The organism is Pseudomonas sp. M5, assembly GCF_016907075.1.
Taxonomy (GTDB): domain Bacteria; phylum Pseudomonadota; class Gammaproteobacteria; order Pseudomonadales; family Pseudomonadaceae; genus Aquipseudomonas; species Aquipseudomonas putida_E.
The window spans coordinates 2430997-2448187 of record NZ_JAFBBH010000001.1; the positions used below are offsets into that span (position 1 = coordinate 2430997).

Consider the following 17191-nt stretch of genomic DNA (forward strand, 5'->3'; position numbering starts at 1 on the left):
CCTTTCTAGAACAAGGCACCTGTACTGGCCCCTCGCCGGCAAGCCGGCGAGGGCCTGTACGGTCATTTGCCGCTGCGCTGGAAGCGCGCCACCTCGACGAACAGGTCGGAGTTGGCCGGGTCATCCAGATAGGCCAGCACCCGCTCCGACGGGCTGTCGATCAGCACGCCCTCACCGTTGTCCTCCGGTACCTCGGTGTTGCGCCCGGTCAGCTCTTTTTTCTCGACCGCCTGCTGCACCTGTTCCACATCAAGGTTGTAGATCACCAGTTCCTTGCCATCGACGATATCGAAACCGCCAATCAGGAAATGGCCGCCCAGGCGCTTGGGTACACCGGCAGAGAGGTACCAGCGGTTGCCGTGGCGTGACACGGTGAATACGTACTCTTCGGGTTTCTTGCCCTTGGCCGTGGCCACGGCCTTGTAGGCATCGGCGCCGCTGCGGCTGATGGCCAGCTTCAGTGGCTCGCCCCAGGCGTCCTTGCTGCTCCACTTGCCCAGCAGGGCCTTGGGCGCCGCCTGATTGCTCGGCAACGGCTCATGGAAGGTCACCAGACAACCGCCCAGCAGGAGGAATGACAACGTCAACAACACCACACGCCAGGCTTTCATCAGGTTCTCCTTGAAAGTTCGTTCTCGGCTCAGGCCGATGCCAACACCAGGTGCAGGTAACGGGTAAGCATAGCGAGCATCTGCCCATCGGCTTGCGCATCGGCATCCTTGAGCAGGCCCTGATATTCCATCTGCTCGATAATCGCCGTCAACATCTGGGCGTCCTGTTCCGGTTGCTGCGAGCCGACCACCTGCAACAGCTGGCGCGTGCCATGCAGCAGAATCTGCTCGTGGGCGCACACCAGTTCGGCCAGGCGCGGGCACAGCAGCGCTTCCTGGCGGAAGGCCTGCTCGGCCATCAGGAAGTCGCGGCGGTTGACCAACTGACGGGAAACGTAGTCGGCAGTCATCTGCGCCACTTCGTCAGCCAGACGCGCCCTTGATTGCGCACTGCCATCACCCTGGGCAAGCAGCTGGCGCAGCACCACTTCGGTATTGGCCCACAGCTTGGCCATGTAGGCGGCGCTGCGTTCGACGTATTGGGCGAAGGTATCGGTGAGCAGGTCCTCGATATCCTTGAAGTAGTAGGTCGTGGCCGACAGCGGCACACCGGCCTCGGCGGCGACCGCACGGTGGCGCACGCCACGCACGCCATCACGCACGACAATGCGCATGGCAGCGTCGAGGATCAACTGGCGGCGCTGTTCGCTGCCTTGGCGGGCGGTCTTGCGACCCTGGTATTGCACGCTTTCGGCGACGGCGGTGGCAATGCCGGCGGCGCCTTGCTGGGCCATTGCGGGTGTCACGGGTGTACCTCATTGATCTTGGGGTGACTGCACCGGCCCTATCGCCGGCTTGCCGGCGATAGGGCCCTGACAAACAACATAAGGCTTCAGGCAAGAAAAAGCCGCCCCGAAAGGCGGCTTGTTCAATTCACTCAGGCCTGTGGGCGCATGTGCGGGAACAGGATCACGTCGCGAATCGACGGCGAGTTGGTCAGCAGCATCACCAGGCGGTCGATGCCGATGCCTTCACCAGCAGTCGGTGGCATGCCGTACTCCAGGGCGCGAACGAAGTCGGCATCGTAGTGCATGGCTTCGTCGTCACCGGCGTCCTTCTCGGCCACCTGGGCCAGGAAGCGCTCTGCCTGGTCTTCGGCGTCGTTGAGCTCGGAGTAGGCGTTGGCGATCTCGCGGCCACCGATGAACAGCTCGAAGCGGTCGGTCACGGCCGGGTTGTCGTCGTTGCGGCGGGCCAGCGGCGAAACTTCGAACGGGTATTCGGTAATGAAGTGCGGCTGCTCCAGCTTGTGCTCGACCAGCTCTTCGAAAATCATCACCTGCAGCTTGCCCAGGCCCTCGTGGCCCAGCACCTTGGCACCGGCTTTCTTGGCGATGTCACGGGCACGCTCGACATCCTGCAGGTCGGCCGCAGTCAGTTCAGGGTTGTACTTGAGGATCGAGTCGAACACCGACAGGCGCACGAACGGCTCACCAAAGTGGAATACCTTGTCGCCATACGGTACATCGGTGCTGCCCAGGACCAGCTGGGCTAGCTCGCGGAACAGTTCCTCGGTGAGGTCCATGTTGTCACGGTAGTCAGCGTAGGCCTGGTAGAACTCGAGCATGGTGAACTCGGGGTTGTGCCGGGTCGAAACGCCTTCGTTACGGAAGTTGCGGTTGATCTCGAACACTTTCTCGAAACCACCGACCACCAGGCGCTTGAGGTACAGCTCCGGCGCGATACGCAGGAACATGGCCATGTCCAGGGCGTTGTGGTGGGTTTCGAACGGTTTGGCCGCGGCACCGCCAGGAATGGTCTGCAGCATCGGCGTTTCGACTTCCAGGAAGTCGCGGTCGATGAGGAACTTGCGGATATGCGAGATCACCTGCGAACGCACACGGAAGGTGTGGCGGGTTTCTTCGTTGACCATCAGGTCGACATAACGCTGGCGGTAGCGCTGCTCGGTGTCGGTCAGGCCGTGGTGCTTGTCCGGCAGCGGGCGCAGCGACTTGGTCAGCAGGCGTACGTTGGTCATTTCAACGTACAGGTCGCCCTTGCCGGAGCGGGCCAGGGTGCCTTCGGCGGCGATGATGTCGCCCAGGTCCCAGGTCTTGACCGCAGCCAGGGTTTCTTCCGGCAGGGTCTTGCGGTTGACGTAGACCTGGATGCGCCCGGTCATGTCCTGGATCACCATGAACGAGCCACGGTTGAGCATGATGCGACCGGCTACCTTGACCGGGATCGCTGCAGCTTCCAGCTCTTCCTTGGTCTTGTCGACGTATTGCTTCTGCAGGTCGTTGCAGTAGCTGTCGCGGCGGAAGTCGTTGGGGAAGGCCTGACCCTTCTCGCGCTCGGCGGCAAGCTTTTCCTTGCGCAGGGCGATCAGGGTGTTTTCTTCCTGTTGCAGGTCTTGCGATTCGGTCTTGAGGTCGCTCATGTCGTCATTCTTTCCATCAGGTATTCGTTGCCCTTTTCGGGCAGGGCACGCGATGCCGGCGTGCGGGCATCGCGGCGGTGGTGTGCGGCTTACAGCCCCTGCTTGAGGCTCGCTTCCAGATACTGGTCGATGTCGCCATCCAGCACCTTGTTGCAGTCGCTGCGCTCGACGCCGGTACGCAGGTCCTTGATACGCGAGTCATCCAGCACGTAGGAGCGGATCTGGTGGCCCCAGCCGATGTCCGACTTGCTGTCTTCCAGCGCCTGGGAGGCGGCGTTGCGCTTTTGCATTTCCAGCTCGTACAACTTGGCCCGCAGCATTTTCATGGCGGTGTCCTTGTTGGCATGCTGGGAGCGTTCGTTCTGGCACGCCACCACGGTGTTGGTCGGCACGTGGGTGATACGTACCGCCGAATCGGTGGTGTTCACGTGCTGACCACCGGCACCGGAGGAACGGTAAGTGTCGATGCGCAGGTCGGACGGGTTGATGTCGATCTCGACCTTGTCGTCGATCTCGGGCGACACGAACACCGCCGAGAACGAGGTGTGGCGACGGGCACCGGAGTCGAACGGGCTCTTGCGTACCAGGCGGTGCACGCCGATTTCGGTGCGCAGCCAGCCGAAGGCGTACTCGCCCTTGATGTGCACGGTGGCGCCCTTGATGCCGGCGACTTCGCCCTCGGAAAGCTCGATGATGGTGGCGTCGAAACCGCGCTTGTCGGCCCAGCGCAGGTACATGCGCAGCAGGATGTTGGCCCAGTCCTGCGCTTCGGTACCGCCAGAGCCGGCCTGGATGTCCAGGTAGGCGTTGTTCATGTCCATCTCGCCGCTGAACATGCGACGGAACTCAAGCTGGGCCAGTTTTTCTTCCAGGCCTTGCAGCTCGGTCACGACGTCGCTCACGGCGCTTTCGTCATTTTCCTCGACGGCCATGTCGAGCAGATCCTGGCAGTCGGCCAGGCCGCCGGACATCTTGTCCAGGGTCTCGACGACCTGCGCCAGCATGGCACGCTCGCGGCCCAGGGCCTGGGCGTACTCGGGCTTGTTCCAGACGGCCGGGTCTTCCAGCTCGCGGTTGACTTCGATCAGGCGGTCAGCTTTTTGATCGTAGTCAAAGATACCCCCGAATGGACTGGGAACGCTCGGTGAGGTCCTTGATGGTGTTCAGGATCGGTTGGATTTCCATGGCGCGCGGCTCTCGTACGAATTCGGTGAAAAGCCCGCGAGTATAACCGATCCAGGGAGCTGCGGCAGCCCGTTGGGCAGCCGCTTGAACCTCAGGCGATACCGACCTGGTTACGCCCGCTGTTCTTGGCCTGGTACAACCCCTTGTCGGCTGCCGAGATCAATTGCCGACAATGGCTGCCGATCGCCGGCGTCTGGGTCGCCAGGCCGATGCTCACGGTCAGGCGCGAATCGTCTTGCGATGCCGTATGCGGGATATTCAGGCCATGTACGGTCTGGCGCAGCTTCTCCGCCACCAGCCGCGCACCGCCCGGGGAGGTGTTGGGCAATACCAGCGCGAACTCCTCGCCCCCGTAGCGCGCCGGCAGGTCGGTAGGCCGTGAGCAGGAGCCGCGGATGGCCTCTGCAACCTGGCGCAGCGCTTCATCACCTGCCAGGTGGCCGAAGCTGTCGTTGTAGACCTTGAAGTAGTCGACATCGATCATCAGCAGCGACAACTGCTGCTGCTCACGCATGGCCCTGCGCCATTCCAGTTCCAGGTACTCATCGAAATGGCGGCGGTTGGACAGACCGGTGAGGCCATCGGAGTTCATCAGCCGCTGCAGCATCAGGTTGGTGTCGAGCAGTTGCTGCTGGCTCACGCGCAGCGCCCGGTAGGCCTCGTCACGCTGCAGCAGGGTCAGGTACGAGCGGGAGTGGTAGCGGATGCGAGCCACCAGTTCGATGGTATCCGGCAGCTTGACCAGGTAGTCGTTGGCCCCGGCAGCGAAGGCCGCACTTTTGACCAAAGGGTCTTCCTTGGTCGACAGAACGATGATCGGGATGTCCCGGGTAGCCGGATTGTTACGGTATTCGCGCACCAGGGTCAGGCCGTCGAGGCCCGGCATGATCAGGTCCTGGAGGATCACCGTAGGTTTGATGCGCATGGCCTGAGCCACCGCCTGATGGGGGTCGGCGCAGAAATGGAAATCGATGTTTTCCTCATGGGCCAGGCCACGACGCACCGCTTCGCCGATCATCGCCTGATCGTCGACCAGCAAGACCATCGCCGAATTTTCATTGGCGGTCGCAAACCCTTCGATCGGTAGATCAATCATCCCTATTCACCTGATCACGGCCGCAGGGGCGGTGTGATTCAATACATATCGTCATTGTGCAAAGATTTCCATCAGGCGCCCGGCGATTCGCTCCAGCGGACGGATTTCCACCGCTGCATCGATTGCCGCGGCGGCTTTGGGCATACCGTAGACTGCGCTGCTGGACTGGTCCTGAGCAATGGTCAGGAAGCCTTGCTGGCGCATCAGTTTCAGGCCTTGGGCACCATCGCGGCCCATGCCGGTGAGCAGCACGCCCACCGCCTGCCCGCGCCAATAGCGCGCCACACTTTCGAAGAACACATCGATCGAGGGCCGGTAGATTTCGTTGACAGGTTCGGCAGTGTAGGCCAACTGGCCGTTGTGCAGCAGGCGTATATGGTGATTGGTGCCCGCCAGCAGGACCTGCCCAGGCTGCGGCGGCTCCCCTTCACGGGCCAGGCGCACCGGCATGCCGCAGGCACTGCCAAGCCATTCTGCCATGCCGGCAGCGAACACCTGGTCAACATGCTGAACCAGCACGATGGATGCCGGGAACGCTTTGGGCAGGCCCTTTAGCAGCACCTCGAGGGCCGCAGGCCCGCCGGCCGATGAGCCGATCGCCACCAGGCCGCGGCGCTGGGCGGCATCGCGTAACGGCGCGGCGACCGGTTTGGTCGCGCTGGGCCGCTGTTGGCCGATCAACCAGCTGATGTTGAGGATCTTGCGCAGCAACGGCGCCGCCGCTTCCCGCGCATCACCCGCGCCCAGCGCCGGGGTGTCGACCACATCAAGGGCCCCATGGCCCATGGCCTCGAACACGCGGTGCACGTTCTGCTTGCGGTCGACGGTGACGATGACGATGGCACACGGCGTCTCGGCCATGATCCGCCGGGTCGCCTCCACACCATCCATCACCGGCATGATGAGGTCCATGAGAATCAGGTCGGGCGTTGCCTGGGCACACTGGCGCACGGCCTCGGCGCCATTGCTGGCCACCCAGATCACCTCATGCGCAGGCTCCAGGGCCAGGGCCCGGCGCAACGCCTCTACCGCCATGGGCATATCGTTGACGATGGCGATCTTCATCCTTGAGCACCTCCGATCAGTTCAACCACGGCGTCGAGCAACGCATCGTCGTGGAAGCTGGCTTTTGCCAAATAGTAGTCGGCGCCAGCGTCCAGGCCTCGCCGTCGATCTTCTTCGCGGTCCTTGTACGACACCACCATCACGGGCAGCGACTGCAGGCGCTGGTCGCGGCGCACCAAGGTGACCAGCTCGATACCGTCCATTCGCGGCATGTCGATGTCGGTGATCAGCAGGTCGAAATCCTCGCTACGCAGTGCATTCCAACCGTCCATGCCATCGACTGCCACGGCCACCTCGAAACCGCGGTTGCTCAGCAGCTTGCGTTGCAGCTCGCGTACGGTGAGCGAGTCGTCGACAACCAGAATGCGCTTGCGGCTGGCGCCACGGCCGGCCTGCACGCCGCGCTCGATGCGCTCCAGGCGGCCGGTGCTGAGCAGTTTCTCGACCGAGCGCAGCAAGTCTTCGACATCGACGATCAACACCACCGAACCATCGTCCAGCAGCGCCCCGGCGGAAATGTCCTGGACCTTGCCCAGCCGTGCATCGAGCGGCATCACGACCAACACCCGCTCACCGATCAGCCGCTCCACGGCCACACCGTAAAGCTGTTCACGTTCGCGGATCACCACGACCCGCAAAGCGCTTTCATCACCTTGCGCGGCGGGCCGGTTGAGCAACTGGCTGGCCGCCACCAGACCGATATGCCGGCCCTCGTGCCAAAAATGCTGACGCCCCTCGATTTGCACGATCTGCTCGGCCGTCACCTCCAAGGTGCGCTCGATATGCGCCAGCGGGAACGCATAAGCCTCCCCACCGACTTCCACCACAAGGCTGCGTACCACCGAAAGGGTCAACGGCACTTCCAGATGGAAGCGGCAGCCCTGGCCGGCCTGCTGGGTCAGCTCGATCGAGCCGCGCAGGTCCCGCACCAGATGCTGCACCGCGTCCAGGCCAACACCGCGGCCGGAGACTTCGGTCACTTTGTCGCGCATGCTGAAGCCCGGCAGGAACAGGAAGGTCAGCAGCTCCGCCTCACTCATCTGCGCCACGGTGTCCGCCGGGGACAAGCCGCGCTGAACGATACTGCGCTGCAGCCGTTGCAGGTCGATGCCGGCGCCGTCATCGCTCAGTTCAAGGATCAACAGGCCGGCCTGATGGGAGGCTCGCAGGCGAATTGCACCTTCTTCCGGTTTGCCCGCCAACAGCCGCTGCTCGGGCAATTCAATACCATGGTCGACTGCATTGCGCAGCAGATGGGTCAACGGCGCTTCGAGCTTTTCCAGCACATCGCGGTCGACCTGGGTCTTTTCACCGTCTATCTGCAGACGCACCTGCTTGCCCAGCGAGCGGCCCAGGTCTCGCACCATACGGCTCTGGCCGGTAAGCACATCGGCAAACGGGCGCATGCGGCAGGCCAGGGCTGTGTCGTACAGCAACTGCGCCCGCTGGCTGGCCTGCCAGCCGAATTCGTCAAGGTCGGCGGTTTGCTGTTGCAGGATGTGCTGGGTTTCCATCAGCAGCCGTTGCGCCTGGGCCAGTGCTTCCAACACCGGCAGGCTCTGGCCGCTGCCTTCCAACTGGGCTTTCAGGCCATCGAGGGCGCGCATGCCTTGGCCGTGCATGCGTTTGAGGCGCTGCAGGGTGGCCAGATAGGGTTTGAGGCGCTGGGTCTCGACCAGCGACTTGCTCGACAAGTCGAGCAGGCTGTTGAGCCGATCGGCGGTTACCCGCAATACCCGCTCGCCGCCTTGCGCTCCGCGCTTGGAAGCCTTGCGCGGCACGGGAGGCTCTGCTTCGGGCTCAAGCTCGGGGGTAACCAGCTCGACCGTGGGCAATGGTGTCTGGGCCGGCACGCTGGAAGGCACAGGTGCACCGGGAGGGGCCAGCAAGCCAGCCATCTGGGCCAGAAAACCGGGTACCGCGCCCTCACCGGCAGGGTCCCCGGGCGTTGCGACATGCAGCAGCAGGTCGGTACCGCGCAGCAAGGCATCGATATGTTCAGCGCGCAGCAGCAGCCGGCCTTCCTGGGCCGCTACCAGGCAATCTTCCATCACATGGGCCACGCTGACCCCGGCGTCGATGCCCACGATGCGTGCAGCACCCTTCAAAGAGTGCGCAGCACGCATGCAGGCTTCCAATTGAGCGGCCTGGGTCGGGTTGCGCTCCAGCGCCATCAGCCCTGTGATGAGCACCTGGGTCTGAGCTTCGGCTTCCAGGCTGAACAGCTCGAGCAACGATGCGTCGCGCATTTGCTCAGGGGTCATGACAGGCTCCGCTGCACGGCAGACAGTAGTTGTTGTTCGTCCAGCACACGCACGCTGCGCCCGCGCCACTGCAGTACGGCGGCGGTGAACGGTGCAGTATCTTCAGTGGCGCCCGGTAGTGTGAACTCCAGGCGATGAATACCGTCGATCTCGTCCACCGCCAGCACCACTGGCCCGCCTGCCGCCGCCAGAATCAACATGCGCGGCATCGCCCGGCTGCTGCGCGCAGGCTCCGGCAAGCGCGCCAGCCCCAGCATTTCGCTCAGCAACAGGCACGGCACCAGTGCGCCACGCACATTGGCTACCCCTTGCAGCACCCTGGAACGCTGATGCGGCAATGAATGTACCGGCTGCACCGGGGCGATCTCGGCCAGGCAGGCGGTCGCCAAGGCCAGCCACTCCTCACCCAGACGAAACAGCAGCAGCGAGCGCCCGACGCTGGACTCGACCTGCGCCGCCTCGTGCAACTGATCGTCCTGAGCCAGTGCATAGCGGTCCAGCAGACGGGTAGCGGCCGCAGCATAGACTTCACAGTTGCGACAATGGATATGCCTTTGCAGCAGCGGGCATTGCTTGTCGCCGTGCACGCCGATCCGGTTCCAGCAATCGTCGATGCGCTCATCGTCCTGGGCGAGCAGCGCAATTGCGTGTTCGACGCTCATCGTTCAGCCCCCCTGCCAGCGCGTGCCGCGCGTTCGTGCAAGCGGCGAGCGCCGGCTTCGTCGCCTTGGGCCGCCAGCAACATGGCCAGGTGCAGCAACGCCTCAGGGTGCTGCGGCTCCAGGTACAGGGCTTTGCGGTAGTGCGTCTGGGCTTGCCGGGCATCGCCTTCGGTATCGCTGAGCAGTCCCAGCCAGTAATACACCTGAGCCTTGGGCTCGAACTGCTGCAGGTAGCGCTGGCAATTGGCACGCGCTTGCGTGCCCTCACCCGCGTTGGCCTGCCTCGCGATGAGGGCCAGCAACTCACTTTCGCTCTCGCGCTGCACCACTGCGGGCGGGGCAACCGGAACCGAGCGCAAGGGCCGCGAAATGGGCGCAGGGGCAGGCACGGGGCGGCTCGGTGCGAGTGGCGCCGGCGGGATGAGCCGAGGCTGTGCTGGCGCATCCAACGGCTGGCGAACGTAGGCGAACGACTGGGCAATGCCCAGCGGCCGCATACCCAGCCTTGCCAGAAGGCTGCCCTCGGCCGGCCCGATAAACAGTACGCCGTGCTCGTGGGTAAGGCGCTTGAGCACCTCGAACACGCGCTGCTGGGTCGCCACGTCGAAGTAGATCAGCAAATTGCGGCAGAACACGAAGTCGTAATAACCGTCACGGCTGCCCAGCGCCGGGTCGAGCACGTTGCCCACGGCCAGGTTCACCTGTGCACGCACCCGCTCATTCAGCTCATGGCCTTCGGCGAGCGCGTGGAAGTGGCGCTCGCGAAAGGCCAGATCAACGCCGCGGAACGAGTTGCGACCGTAGACCGCCTGCACGCCCTTGGCCACCGAATTGGGGCTGATGTCGATACCGTCGATGCGAAACGCAGCCGGGTTCATGCCCGAATCGAGCAGTGCCATGGCCAGGGAATAAGGTTCTTCACCCGTGGAGCACGGCAGGCTCAGCAAGCGTAGCGGCCGCTCGCCGGCAAGTTCGGCCAGGCGTTTGTGGGCCAGCCCGACCAGCGCGGTAAACGACTCCCGGTAGCGGAAGAACCAGGTTTCCGGGACGATCACCGCTTCGATAAGCGCCTGTTGCTCATCTGCCGATTGCTGCAAGCACAGCCAATAGTCGTGAAGGTCTTGGGCGTTGACCGCGACACGGCGCTGCTGCAAGGCACGCTCGACCATGGGCGCGCCGACCGATTCGACATCCAGGCCGATGCGCTCTTGCAGAAAGCGGAAAAACCGTTGCTCGCTCATGCCGACACCTGCCCCGACTGTTGTGGGAACAGCAGTTCGCGCACAGTATCAGACAGCAAGTCATCGACCTCGATACGCTGTAGCAGGCCGTTGGCGTCCTGGCGAACCGGGCCCAGGTAACGCGCTTCGGGGTTGTCCAGCCCATACGGCTGAAACTCCTCAGCGAGGCAGCGCAAGGTCTCGGTAGCCTGTTCAAGGATCAGCCCCAACTGATGCTCGCCGCGATAGCGCACCAGCACCAGCCGTGTGCTGGTGCGCGCAGTGGCAGGCTGACCAAAGCTCAGGGCCGACAGGTCGACCACCGGCACCAGCACGCCACGATGGGCAACGATGCCGGCAACCCAGGCCGGCGCCTGGGCGATCGGCTTGAGTGGCAGGCGAGGTAGCACTTCGACCACCTGGCGCACATCCAGGGCGAAACGTTGGTCATTGAGACGAAATAGCAGGTACAGCTTGCCCTTGGCGCTGGCCGCTGCTGCCGCATGCGTGTGCAGGTCAGTCATGGCGGTCAGACTTTGAAGCGCGATACACCACCGCGCAGGCCCGCGGCCACCTGGCTCAACTCGTCGATGGCGAAGCTGGCCTGGCGCAGCGATTCCACCGTCTGCGTGCTGGCATCGCTGAGCTGGGCCAGTGCCTGGTTGATCTGCTCGGCACCGGTAGCCTGGGCCTGCATGCCTTCGTTGACCATCAACACCCGCGGCGCCAGCGCCTGTACCTGATGGATGATCTGGCTCAGCTGTTCGCCCACCTGCTGCACTTCGAACATGCCACGGCGCACTTCTTCGGAAAACTTGTCCATGCCCATGACCCCTGCCGATACCGCCGACTGGATTTCCCGAACCATCTGCTCGATGTCGTAGGTGGCCACGGCCGTCTGGTCCGCCAGGCGCCGCACCTCGGTGGCCACGACGGCAAAGCCGCGCCCGTACTCACCGGCCTTTTCCGCTTCGATGGCGGCATTGAGCGAAAGCAGGTTGGTCTGGTCGGCGACCTTGACGATGGTCACCACCATCTGCGTGATGTTGCTGGCCTTTTCGTTGAGGATCGCCAGTTTGGCATTGACCAGGTCGGCTGCGCCCATGACCTGGTGCATGGTGTCCTCCATGCGCGCCAGGCCCTGCTGGCCGGAACCTGCCAGGCTCGAAGCCTGGTCGGCGGCACTGGTGACTTCGGTCATGGTGCGCACCAGGTCGCGCGAGGTCGCGGCAATCTCACGCGAGGTGGCACCAATCTCGGTGGTGGTCGCAGCGGTTTCGGTGGCGGTGGCCTGCTGTTGCTTGGAGGTGGCCGCAATTTCAGTGACCGATGTGGTCACCTGTACCGAAGAGCGCTGGGCCTGGGACACCAGCTTGGCCAGCGCCTCGGCCATCTCGTTGAAGCCGCTTTCGATGGCGCCGAACTCGTCCTTGCGGTCCAGGCTCAGGCGCATGCTCAAGTCGCCCGAGCGCAGCTTGTCGAGGGCATGCACCACGCGCTGTACGGGGGCGGTGATGGCGCGCATCAGCAGCAGGCCGCAGATACCCGCCGCGACGATCGCCAACAACAGCGAAACGATCATGCTGCCTTTGGCGGTGCTCACGGCACCGACAATCTCGTGGTTAGCGGCGTCGGCGGCTTCGCGGTTGTACTCGATCATCGTGTTGAGATGATTGCGCCCCTGCGACCAGACCGGTGTCAGAACGTCCTTGATCAACCGCTCTGCCTCGGCATAATCCTGCCGTCGATAGGCTTCCATCACCTGGCCGATGACATGGGTGTAGTTTGCCTCCATCTGGAGAAAGGTGTCGAAATGGGCCTGGTCGTCCTTGTCGTGAATGGTGCCTTGGTAGCTGGCCAGGTGTTGCTTGAGGCGTTCGTCGAAGCTTTTGAAAAGCTCCATGTCGGCTGCCGTGATCTCGCGGTGGTCGGACAACCCCACCAGCTGCTGGCTGGTGACGTAGCTGTCGACCCAGGCACTGCGGATCATCGAACTGTAGTAGACCCCCGGAATGCTGTCGGTACCTACTGCCTCCTCGGCACTTTCGATCGCCACCAGCCGCGAGTAAGCAGCTACGACCATCAGCAACATGATGGCGATGATCACGGCGAAACTTGCCAGGATCCGTTGGCGCAAGGTCCAGTTCTTCACATTCAGCCCTCAGGAATTCACAACGAGCGGGAAAAATCGCCGAAGTATAGCCCAGGCTTCCTACGCTTATGCGGCTGAATATGCGGGGGTTAACCAGGCATCCCTGCCTTATGGTAAGGCCATTTACCCGTCATTGACCTGCGGCAAGTCGGGCCTGGCTCTCCAGTTCCTGGCGCAACGCCGGGTCCAGGCGAAGCTGGCGGGCCAGTTCGTCCAGGTATGCACGCTCCATGAAGTTCTCCTGATCGACCATCATCAGGCTGGCCAGGTACATCTCGGCGGCCATTTCCGGCGTTTGTGCGGCGCGCGCGACTTCGGCCGGGTCCAGTGGCTTGTTCAGCTCGGCGTGCAACCAGTGCTGCAGTTCGCGGTCGCTGTCCAGGCGGGTGAATTCGCCTTCGATCAGCGCGCGCTCGCGCTCGTCGATGTGGCCATCGGATTTGGCCGCCGCCACCAACGCCCGCAATACCGCCTGGCTATGCTGCTCGACCTGGGCCGGCGGCAGGCGATCGAGGGTTTGCGGTTCGGTCCCCTGCCCTGCGCCCTGGCGGGCCTGCCAGTTGCCATAGGCCTTGTAGGCCAGCACGCCGAGCGCGGCGAGGCCGCCGTAGGTGATCACTTTGCCCCCGTACTTGCGCGCCTTCTTGCTGCCCAACAGCAAGCCCAGGGCGCCAGCCCCAAGCGCCCCGCCCCCGGCGCCGGAAAGCAGGCTGCCCAAGCCTCCTGAGCCTGTGGCCGGCTTGCCTGCGCCGGACTGTTTGTTCAACAGTTCCTGGCCGGATTTGAGCAGTTGATCGAGCAGACCCCGAGTATTCATTCGCATGTCTCCACGCAGCGGAAAGTAACGTCCAGAGTAAGGCTTGCAAGGCCAAGGGCCACCCGTGGATTTGCTTCCGGATGTTGCATTGGCAGGCAAAAAGCCAACTAGACTCGAGATCGTCACAAGCACCCCATGCTGGTAGCAATCGCAACACTGCGGTCTGGATGACTGCCCGACCACGCCCCCAAACGCAGCCGCCCAGGCGCCGGCCGCAGACACAACAGGAGCCCCCGATGCAAACCAACATGCTGATCAACGGTCGCCTGGTCGCAGGCGATGGCCCGGCCTGGACCGTGCTCAACCCCGCTGAAGGCAGTGCCTTGGCACAGATCAACGAAGCCACCGAGGCCCAGGTCGATACGGCGGTGCGTGGCGCCGACCATGCCTTCGACAGCTGGTCGCAGACCAGCCCTAAAGAGCGCTCGCTGGCCCTGCTGGCGCTGGCCGACACGATTGAGGCGCATGCCGATGAACTGGCCAGGCTGGAGTCGCAAAATTGTGGCAAACCCTTCGCTGCGGCCCTGAACGACGAAATACCGGCCATCGCCGATGTGCTGCGCTATTTTGCCGGCGCCGCCCGCTGCCTCGGTGGCTCGGCGGCCGGTGAATACCTGCCAGGGCACACCTCGATGATCCGCCGCGACCCGCTGGGCGTAGTGGCCTCGATCGCACCCTGGAACTATCCACTGATGATGCTGGCGTGGAAGATCGCCCCAGCCTTGGCCGCTGGCAATACCGTGGTCATAAAACCGTCCGAGCTGACCCCGCTCACCGCCCTGCGCCTCGGCGAACTGGCCAAGGACGTACTGCCTGCCGGCGTGCTCAACATCCTCTTCGGCCGCGGCCAGACGGTCGGCAACCCACTGGTTGCCCACCCCAAGGTGCGTATGGTCTCGCTGACTGGCTCGATCCCTACCGGCGCGCACATCATCGGCGCCACGGCGCACAGCGTTAAGCGCATGCACATGGAACTGGGCGGCAAGGCGCCTGTGCTGGTGTTCGACGATGCCGACATCGATGCCGCCATCGACGGCATCCGCACCTTCGGTTTCTACAACGCAGGCCAGGACTGCACCGCGGCCTGCCGCCTGTATGTGCAGGCCGGCATCTACGAACGCTTCGTCGAACGCCTCGGCAAAGCCGTGGCCAGCCTTAAAACCGGCCTGCAGGATGCCGAAGACACCGAACTCGGCCCGCTGATCAGTGCCCAGCACCGTGACAAGGTGGCCGGCCTGGTCGGGCGCGCCATCGCCCAGCCGCACATTCGCCTGGTCACCGGGGGCAAGGCACTACCGGGGGATGGCTTCTTCTTCGAGCCAACGGTGCTGGCCGATGCGCTGCAGGATGACGAGATCGTGCGCCACGAAGTGTTTGGCCCAGTGGTGTCGGTAACGCGCTTCACCGACGAAGCGCAGGCGCTGGAATGGGCCAACGACTCGGAGTATGGCCTGGCTTCGTCGGTGTGGACCCGCGACACGGGCCGCGCCCACCGCCTGGCGGCGCGGTTGCAGTATGGCTGCACCTGGGTCAATACCCACTTCATGCTGGTCAGCGAAATGCCCCATGGCGGGCAGAAGCATTCAGGGTATGGGAAGGACATGTCGATGTATGGGTTGGAGGATTACACCTGCGTGCGGCACGTGATGATCAAGCATTGAACGTGATGTGAAGCTACCGGCCTCTCCTGAGACAAGTCAGCAAGGAGGCCGGTACAAAGTGGCGATCGTCCTCGCATGAATACCTAGGACCTTTCCTTCAAGCACGGTCCCCTATCTCCTACAGTCCGGCTGTTGTGAAAAAAACGACTGGTATCATAGTCTGATACCATGAATAATCATCAAAGATCGGCCCTTGAAGCCATTTTCAGGAAACCAGTGCCCAAGACCTTGGAATGGGTCCGGCTGGAGTCACTGTTGAGATCAGCTGGCGCAAATGTCATCGAAGGTCGAGGTTCGCGAGTTCGCTTTGAGCTCAATGGGGCCGTTGCCACCTTCCATCGGCCTCACCCGGACAAACATGCCAAAACCTATCAATTGCGCGACGCCCGCCAGTTCCTTGAGCAGGCCGGAGTAACACCATGAATGTCATGACCTACCGCGGCTATGCCGCAAGAATCGAATACAGTGACGAGGACCAGTTGCTGATTGGACACGTTGCGGGCATACGTGACGTGATTGGTTTTCACGGCGAATCGATCAGTGAATTGCGACAAGCATTCGAGGAGGCCGTTGATGACTATCTCGAAACCTGTAAACGCCTTGGCCGTGAGCCGCAAAAGACCTATTCAGGGAAGCTGAGTCTGCGCCTTGAGCCCACCCTTCACGCCAGCGTGGCCGCAAAGGCCGAGCTGGCGGAAAAAAGCATCAATCAGTGGGTCAGCGATATTCTGAGCAAGGCCGCTTACAGCTGAGGTGGTCAATCAGTCCCGCAGATCCGACTCATGTATCGGATTCGCCCGGCTGGTAGCCCGTTGATACTGCGCCGGCCACGTAGCCCTGTTACCGCCCAGGTCATCATCGGCATGCAACGGCCAGTAAGGGTCGCGCAGCAGCTCGCGGGCGAGGAAGATCAGGTCGGCCTGCCCGGTGCGCAGGATGTGTTCAGCCTGGGCCGGTTCGGTGATCATGCCCACCGTACCGGTGGCGATTTCCGATTCCTTGCGTACACGCTCGGCGAAGCGGGTCTGGTAGCCGGGGCCGGTGGGGATTTCGGCATTCATCGAAGTACCGCCGGAGGACACATCGATCAAGTCGACTCCGAGCGCTCGCAGGCGACGGGCCAGTTCTACTGTTTCGTCGGGGTTCCAGCCGTCTTCCACCCAGTCGGTCGCCGACACGCGAACGAACAGCGGCAGTTCCTTCGGCCAAACCTTACGCACCGCCTCGGTCACCTGCAGCGTAAGGCGGATGCGGTTTTCGAAACAGCTGCCATATTCGTCACGGCGCTGATTGCTTAGCGGCGAGAGGAACTGATGCAGCAGGTAGCCATGGGCGGCGTGGATCTCGACTACCTTGAAGCCCGCTTGCAATGCCCGTTCGGTGGCTTTGACAAACTCGGCTACAACATCCTGGATCTCGTCTTTGCTCAACTCACGCGGTGCCGTGTGTTCAGGGTCGAAGGCAATTTTCGACGGCCCCACCGGCTGCCAGCCTCCTTCCTCGATCTTGACGCTGCCATGCTTGCCCAGCCAGGGGCGATGGGTGCTGGCCTTGCGCCCGGCGTGGGCCAGCTGGATGCCCGGCACGGCGCCCTGCGCGGTGATGAAGCGGGTGATGCGTTGCAGTGGGGCGACCTGTTCATCGTTCCACAGACCAAGGTCCTCGGCAGTGATCCGGCCATCGGCGGTCACAGCGACCGCTTCGGTGATGACCAGCCCGGCACCACCGACGGCGCGGCTACCCAAATGGACAAGGTGCCAGTCGTTGGCCAGGCCATCGACAGCGGAATACTGGCACATCGGCGAGACAGCGATGCGGTTGGGCAACGTCAGCTGACGCAGGGTGTAAGGCTCGAGCAGCAGGCTCATGAGGGCACCTCCCAAGGACTCCAATGGTGATCCGGCCCGGGCATTCAAGTGCACATCCCTGGCCCGGTGCCGGTCATTAATCAGACTAGACCAGATTGGTGGGAGGGAGGTTCGATGGGATTGTTGACTGCTCTGACGCGCGCTTCAGATGTTTCCTACACATATAAGCTAGCGATACCTAGATCAGGAAAATATCCTACGAATCCTGTC

The 17191-nt window shown here is 63.1% G+C and carries 16 protein-coding genes; 3 read left to right on the forward strand and 13 right to left on the reverse strand.

What is annotated here, in order from left to right:
• Positions 1-62 precede the first annotated feature (62 nt).
• From JOE27_RS11085 to JOE27_RS11140, 12 genes are all read right to left on the reverse strand, one after another.
• The gene (locus tag JOE27_RS11085; RefSeq protein ID WP_115274015.1) at positions 63-611 is read right to left on the reverse strand and encodes a hypothetical protein; all 549 of its coding nucleotides are present in this window, start codon (positions 609-611) and stop codon (positions 63-65) included.
• A 29-nt stretch (positions 612-640) separates the two neighbouring features.
• Positions 641-1345 (reverse strand): TetR family transcriptional regulator, encoded by a 705-nt coding sequence (locus JOE27_RS11090; protein ID WP_046784346.1) that lies wholly within the window; start codon positions 1343-1345, stop codon positions 641-643.
• A 143-nt stretch (positions 1346-1488) separates the two neighbouring features.
• The gene (gene lysS, locus JOE27_RS11095) at positions 1489-2991 is read right to left on the reverse strand and encodes a lysine--tRNA ligase (protein ID WP_046784347.1); all 1503 of its coding nucleotides are present in this window, start codon (positions 2989-2991) and stop codon (positions 1489-1491) included.
• A gap of 89 nt (positions 2992-3080) precedes the next feature.
• Positions 3081-4176, reverse strand: a protein-coding gene (prfB, locus tag JOE27_RS11100) for a peptide chain release factor 2 (protein ID WP_115274014.1) whose coding sequence is annotated in 2 segments (ribosomal slippage) — positions 3081-4103 and positions 4105-4176 — 1095 coding nt in all. Because the reading frame shifts where the segments join, the coding sequence is not laid out codon by codon here.
• A 91-nt stretch (positions 4177-4267) separates the two neighbouring features.
• Entirely contained in the window at positions 4268-5272 is a 1005-nt protein-coding gene (gene wspR, locus JOE27_RS11105; RefSeq protein ID WP_046784348.1) for a Wsp signal transduction system regulator diguanylate cyclase WspR, read from the reverse strand.
• Positions 5273-5323: 51 nt separating this feature from the next.
• The gene (locus JOE27_RS11110; RefSeq protein WP_046784349.1) at positions 5324-6337 is read right to left on the reverse strand and encodes a chemotaxis response regulator protein-glutamate methylesterase; all 1014 of its coding nucleotides are present in this window, start codon (positions 6335-6337) and stop codon (positions 5324-5326) included.
• Positions 6334-8601 (reverse strand): hybrid sensor histidine kinase/response regulator, encoded by a 2268-nt coding sequence (locus JOE27_RS11115; RefSeq protein WP_204918756.1) that lies wholly within the window; start codon positions 8599-8601, stop codon positions 6334-6336. Before JOE27_RS11115 ends, JOE27_RS11110 begins: the two co-directional genes overlap by 4 nt.
• Positions 8598-9263: a chemotaxis protein CheW gene (locus JOE27_RS11120; RefSeq protein WP_119687685.1), complete on the reverse strand. Its 666-nt coding sequence runs from the start codon at positions 9261-9263 to the stop codon at positions 8598-8600. Before JOE27_RS11120 ends, JOE27_RS11115 begins: the two co-directional genes overlap by 4 nt.
• Positions 9260-10504 carry a protein-glutamate O-methyltransferase CheR gene (locus tag JOE27_RS11125; protein WP_204918758.1) on the reverse strand — a complete coding sequence of 415 codons (1245 nt, stop codon included), beginning with the start codon at positions 10502-10504 and terminating at the stop codon, positions 9260-9262. The genes JOE27_RS11120 and JOE27_RS11125 overlap by 4 nt, the downstream gene beginning before the upstream one ends.
• Entirely contained in the window at positions 10501-11007 is a 507-nt protein-coding gene (locus JOE27_RS11130) for a chemotaxis protein CheW (protein ID WP_115274010.1), read from the reverse strand. The genes JOE27_RS11125 and JOE27_RS11130 overlap by 4 nt, the downstream gene beginning before the upstream one ends.
• Positions 11008-11012: 5 nt before the next feature.
• Positions 11013-12635, reverse strand: coding sequence for a methyl-accepting chemotaxis protein (locus JOE27_RS11135; protein WP_046784354.1), 1623 nt, complete (start codon positions 12633-12635; stop codon positions 11013-11015).
• 130 nt (positions 12636-12765) lie between these two features.
• Entirely contained in the window at positions 12766-13452 is a 687-nt protein-coding gene (locus JOE27_RS11140) for a tellurite resistance TerB family protein (protein ID WP_115274009.1), read from the reverse strand.
• A gap of 236 nt (positions 13453-13688) precedes the next feature.
• Between JOE27_RS11140 and JOE27_RS11145 the strand changes: the two genes are divergently transcribed.
• The 3 genes from JOE27_RS11145 to JOE27_RS11155 all read left to right on the forward strand — a co-directional run bounded on the left by JOE27_RS11145 (position 13689) and on the right by JOE27_RS11155 (position 15865).
• Positions 13689-15113, forward strand: coding sequence for a gamma-aminobutyraldehyde dehydrogenase (locus JOE27_RS11145; protein ID WP_196996951.1), 1425 nt, complete (start codon positions 13689-13691; stop codon positions 15111-15113).
• Positions 15114-15281: 168 nt separating this feature from the next.
• Complete coding sequence (locus JOE27_RS11150; protein WP_115274007.1) at positions 15282-15536, forward strand: type II toxin-antitoxin system HicA family toxin; 255 nt, start codon at positions 15282-15284, stop codon at positions 15534-15536.
• On the forward strand, positions 15533-15865 hold the full coding sequence (locus JOE27_RS11155; protein WP_012315954.1) for a type II toxin-antitoxin system HicB family antitoxin: 333 nt from the start codon (positions 15533-15535) through the stop codon (positions 15863-15865). The genes JOE27_RS11150 and JOE27_RS11155 overlap by 4 nt, the downstream gene beginning before the upstream one ends.
• A gap of 9 nt (positions 15866-15874) precedes the next feature.
• On the opposite strand, the gene JOE27_RS11160 is transcribed toward JOE27_RS11155, so the two are convergent.
• Entirely contained in the window at positions 15875-16981 is a 1107-nt protein-coding gene (locus JOE27_RS11160; RefSeq protein ID WP_012315955.1) for an NADH:flavin oxidoreductase/NADH oxidase, read from the reverse strand.
• Positions 16982-17191 lie beyond the last annotated feature (210 nt).

Excerpts from the sequence above, each read along its gene's own strand:
- JOE27_RS11085 (WP_115274015.1), bottom strand. The coding sequence starts at position 611 with ATGAAAGCCTGGCGTGTGGTGTTGTTGACGTTGTCATTCCTCCTGCTG.
- JOE27_RS11090 (WP_046784346.1), bottom strand. The coding sequence starts at position 1,345 with ATGGCCCAGCAAGGCGCCGCCGGCATTGCCACCGCCGTCGCCGAAAGC.
- lysS (WP_046784347.1), bottom strand. The coding sequence starts at position 2,991 with ATGAGCGACCTCAAGACCGAATCGCAAGACCTGCAACAGGAAGAAAAC.
- wspR (WP_046784348.1), bottom strand. The coding sequence starts at position 5,272 with ATGATTGATCTACCGATCGAAGGGTTTGCGACCGCCAATGAAAATTCG.
- JOE27_RS11110 (WP_046784349.1), bottom strand. The coding sequence starts at position 6,337 with ATGAAGATCGCCATCGTCAACGATATGCCCATGGCGGTAGAGGCGTTG.
- JOE27_RS11115 (WP_204918756.1), bottom strand. The coding sequence starts at position 8,601 with ATGACCCCTGAGCAAATGCGCGACGCATCGTTGCTCGAGCTGTTCAGC.
- JOE27_RS11120 (WP_119687685.1), bottom strand. The coding sequence starts at position 9,263 with ATGAGCGTCGAACACGCAATTGCGCTGCTCGCCCAGGACGATGAGCGC.
- JOE27_RS11125 (WP_204918758.1), bottom strand. The coding sequence starts at position 10,504 with ATGAGCGAGCAACGGTTTTTCCGCTTTCTGCAAGAGCGCATCGGCCTG.
- JOE27_RS11130 (WP_115274010.1), bottom strand. The coding sequence starts at position 11,007 with ATGACTGACCTGCACACGCATGCGGCAGCAGCGGCCAGCGCCAAGGGC.
- JOE27_RS11140 (WP_115274009.1), bottom strand. The coding sequence starts at position 13,452 with ATGAATACTCGGGGTCTGCTCGATCAACTGCTCAAATCCGGCCAGGAA.
- JOE27_RS11145 (WP_196996951.1), top strand. The coding sequence starts at position 13,689 with ATGCAAACCAACATGCTGATCAACGGTCGCCTGGTCGCAGGCGATGGC.
- JOE27_RS11150 (WP_115274007.1), top strand. The coding sequence starts at position 15,282 with ATGAATAATCATCAAAGATCGGCCCTTGAAGCCATTTTCAGGAAACCA.
- JOE27_RS11155 (WP_012315954.1), top strand. The coding sequence starts at position 15,533 with ATGAATGTCATGACCTACCGCGGCTATGCCGCAAGAATCGAATACAGT.
- JOE27_RS11160 (WP_012315955.1), bottom strand. The coding sequence starts at position 16,981 with ATGAGCCTGCTGCTCGAGCCTTACACCCTGCGTCAGCTGACGTTGCCC.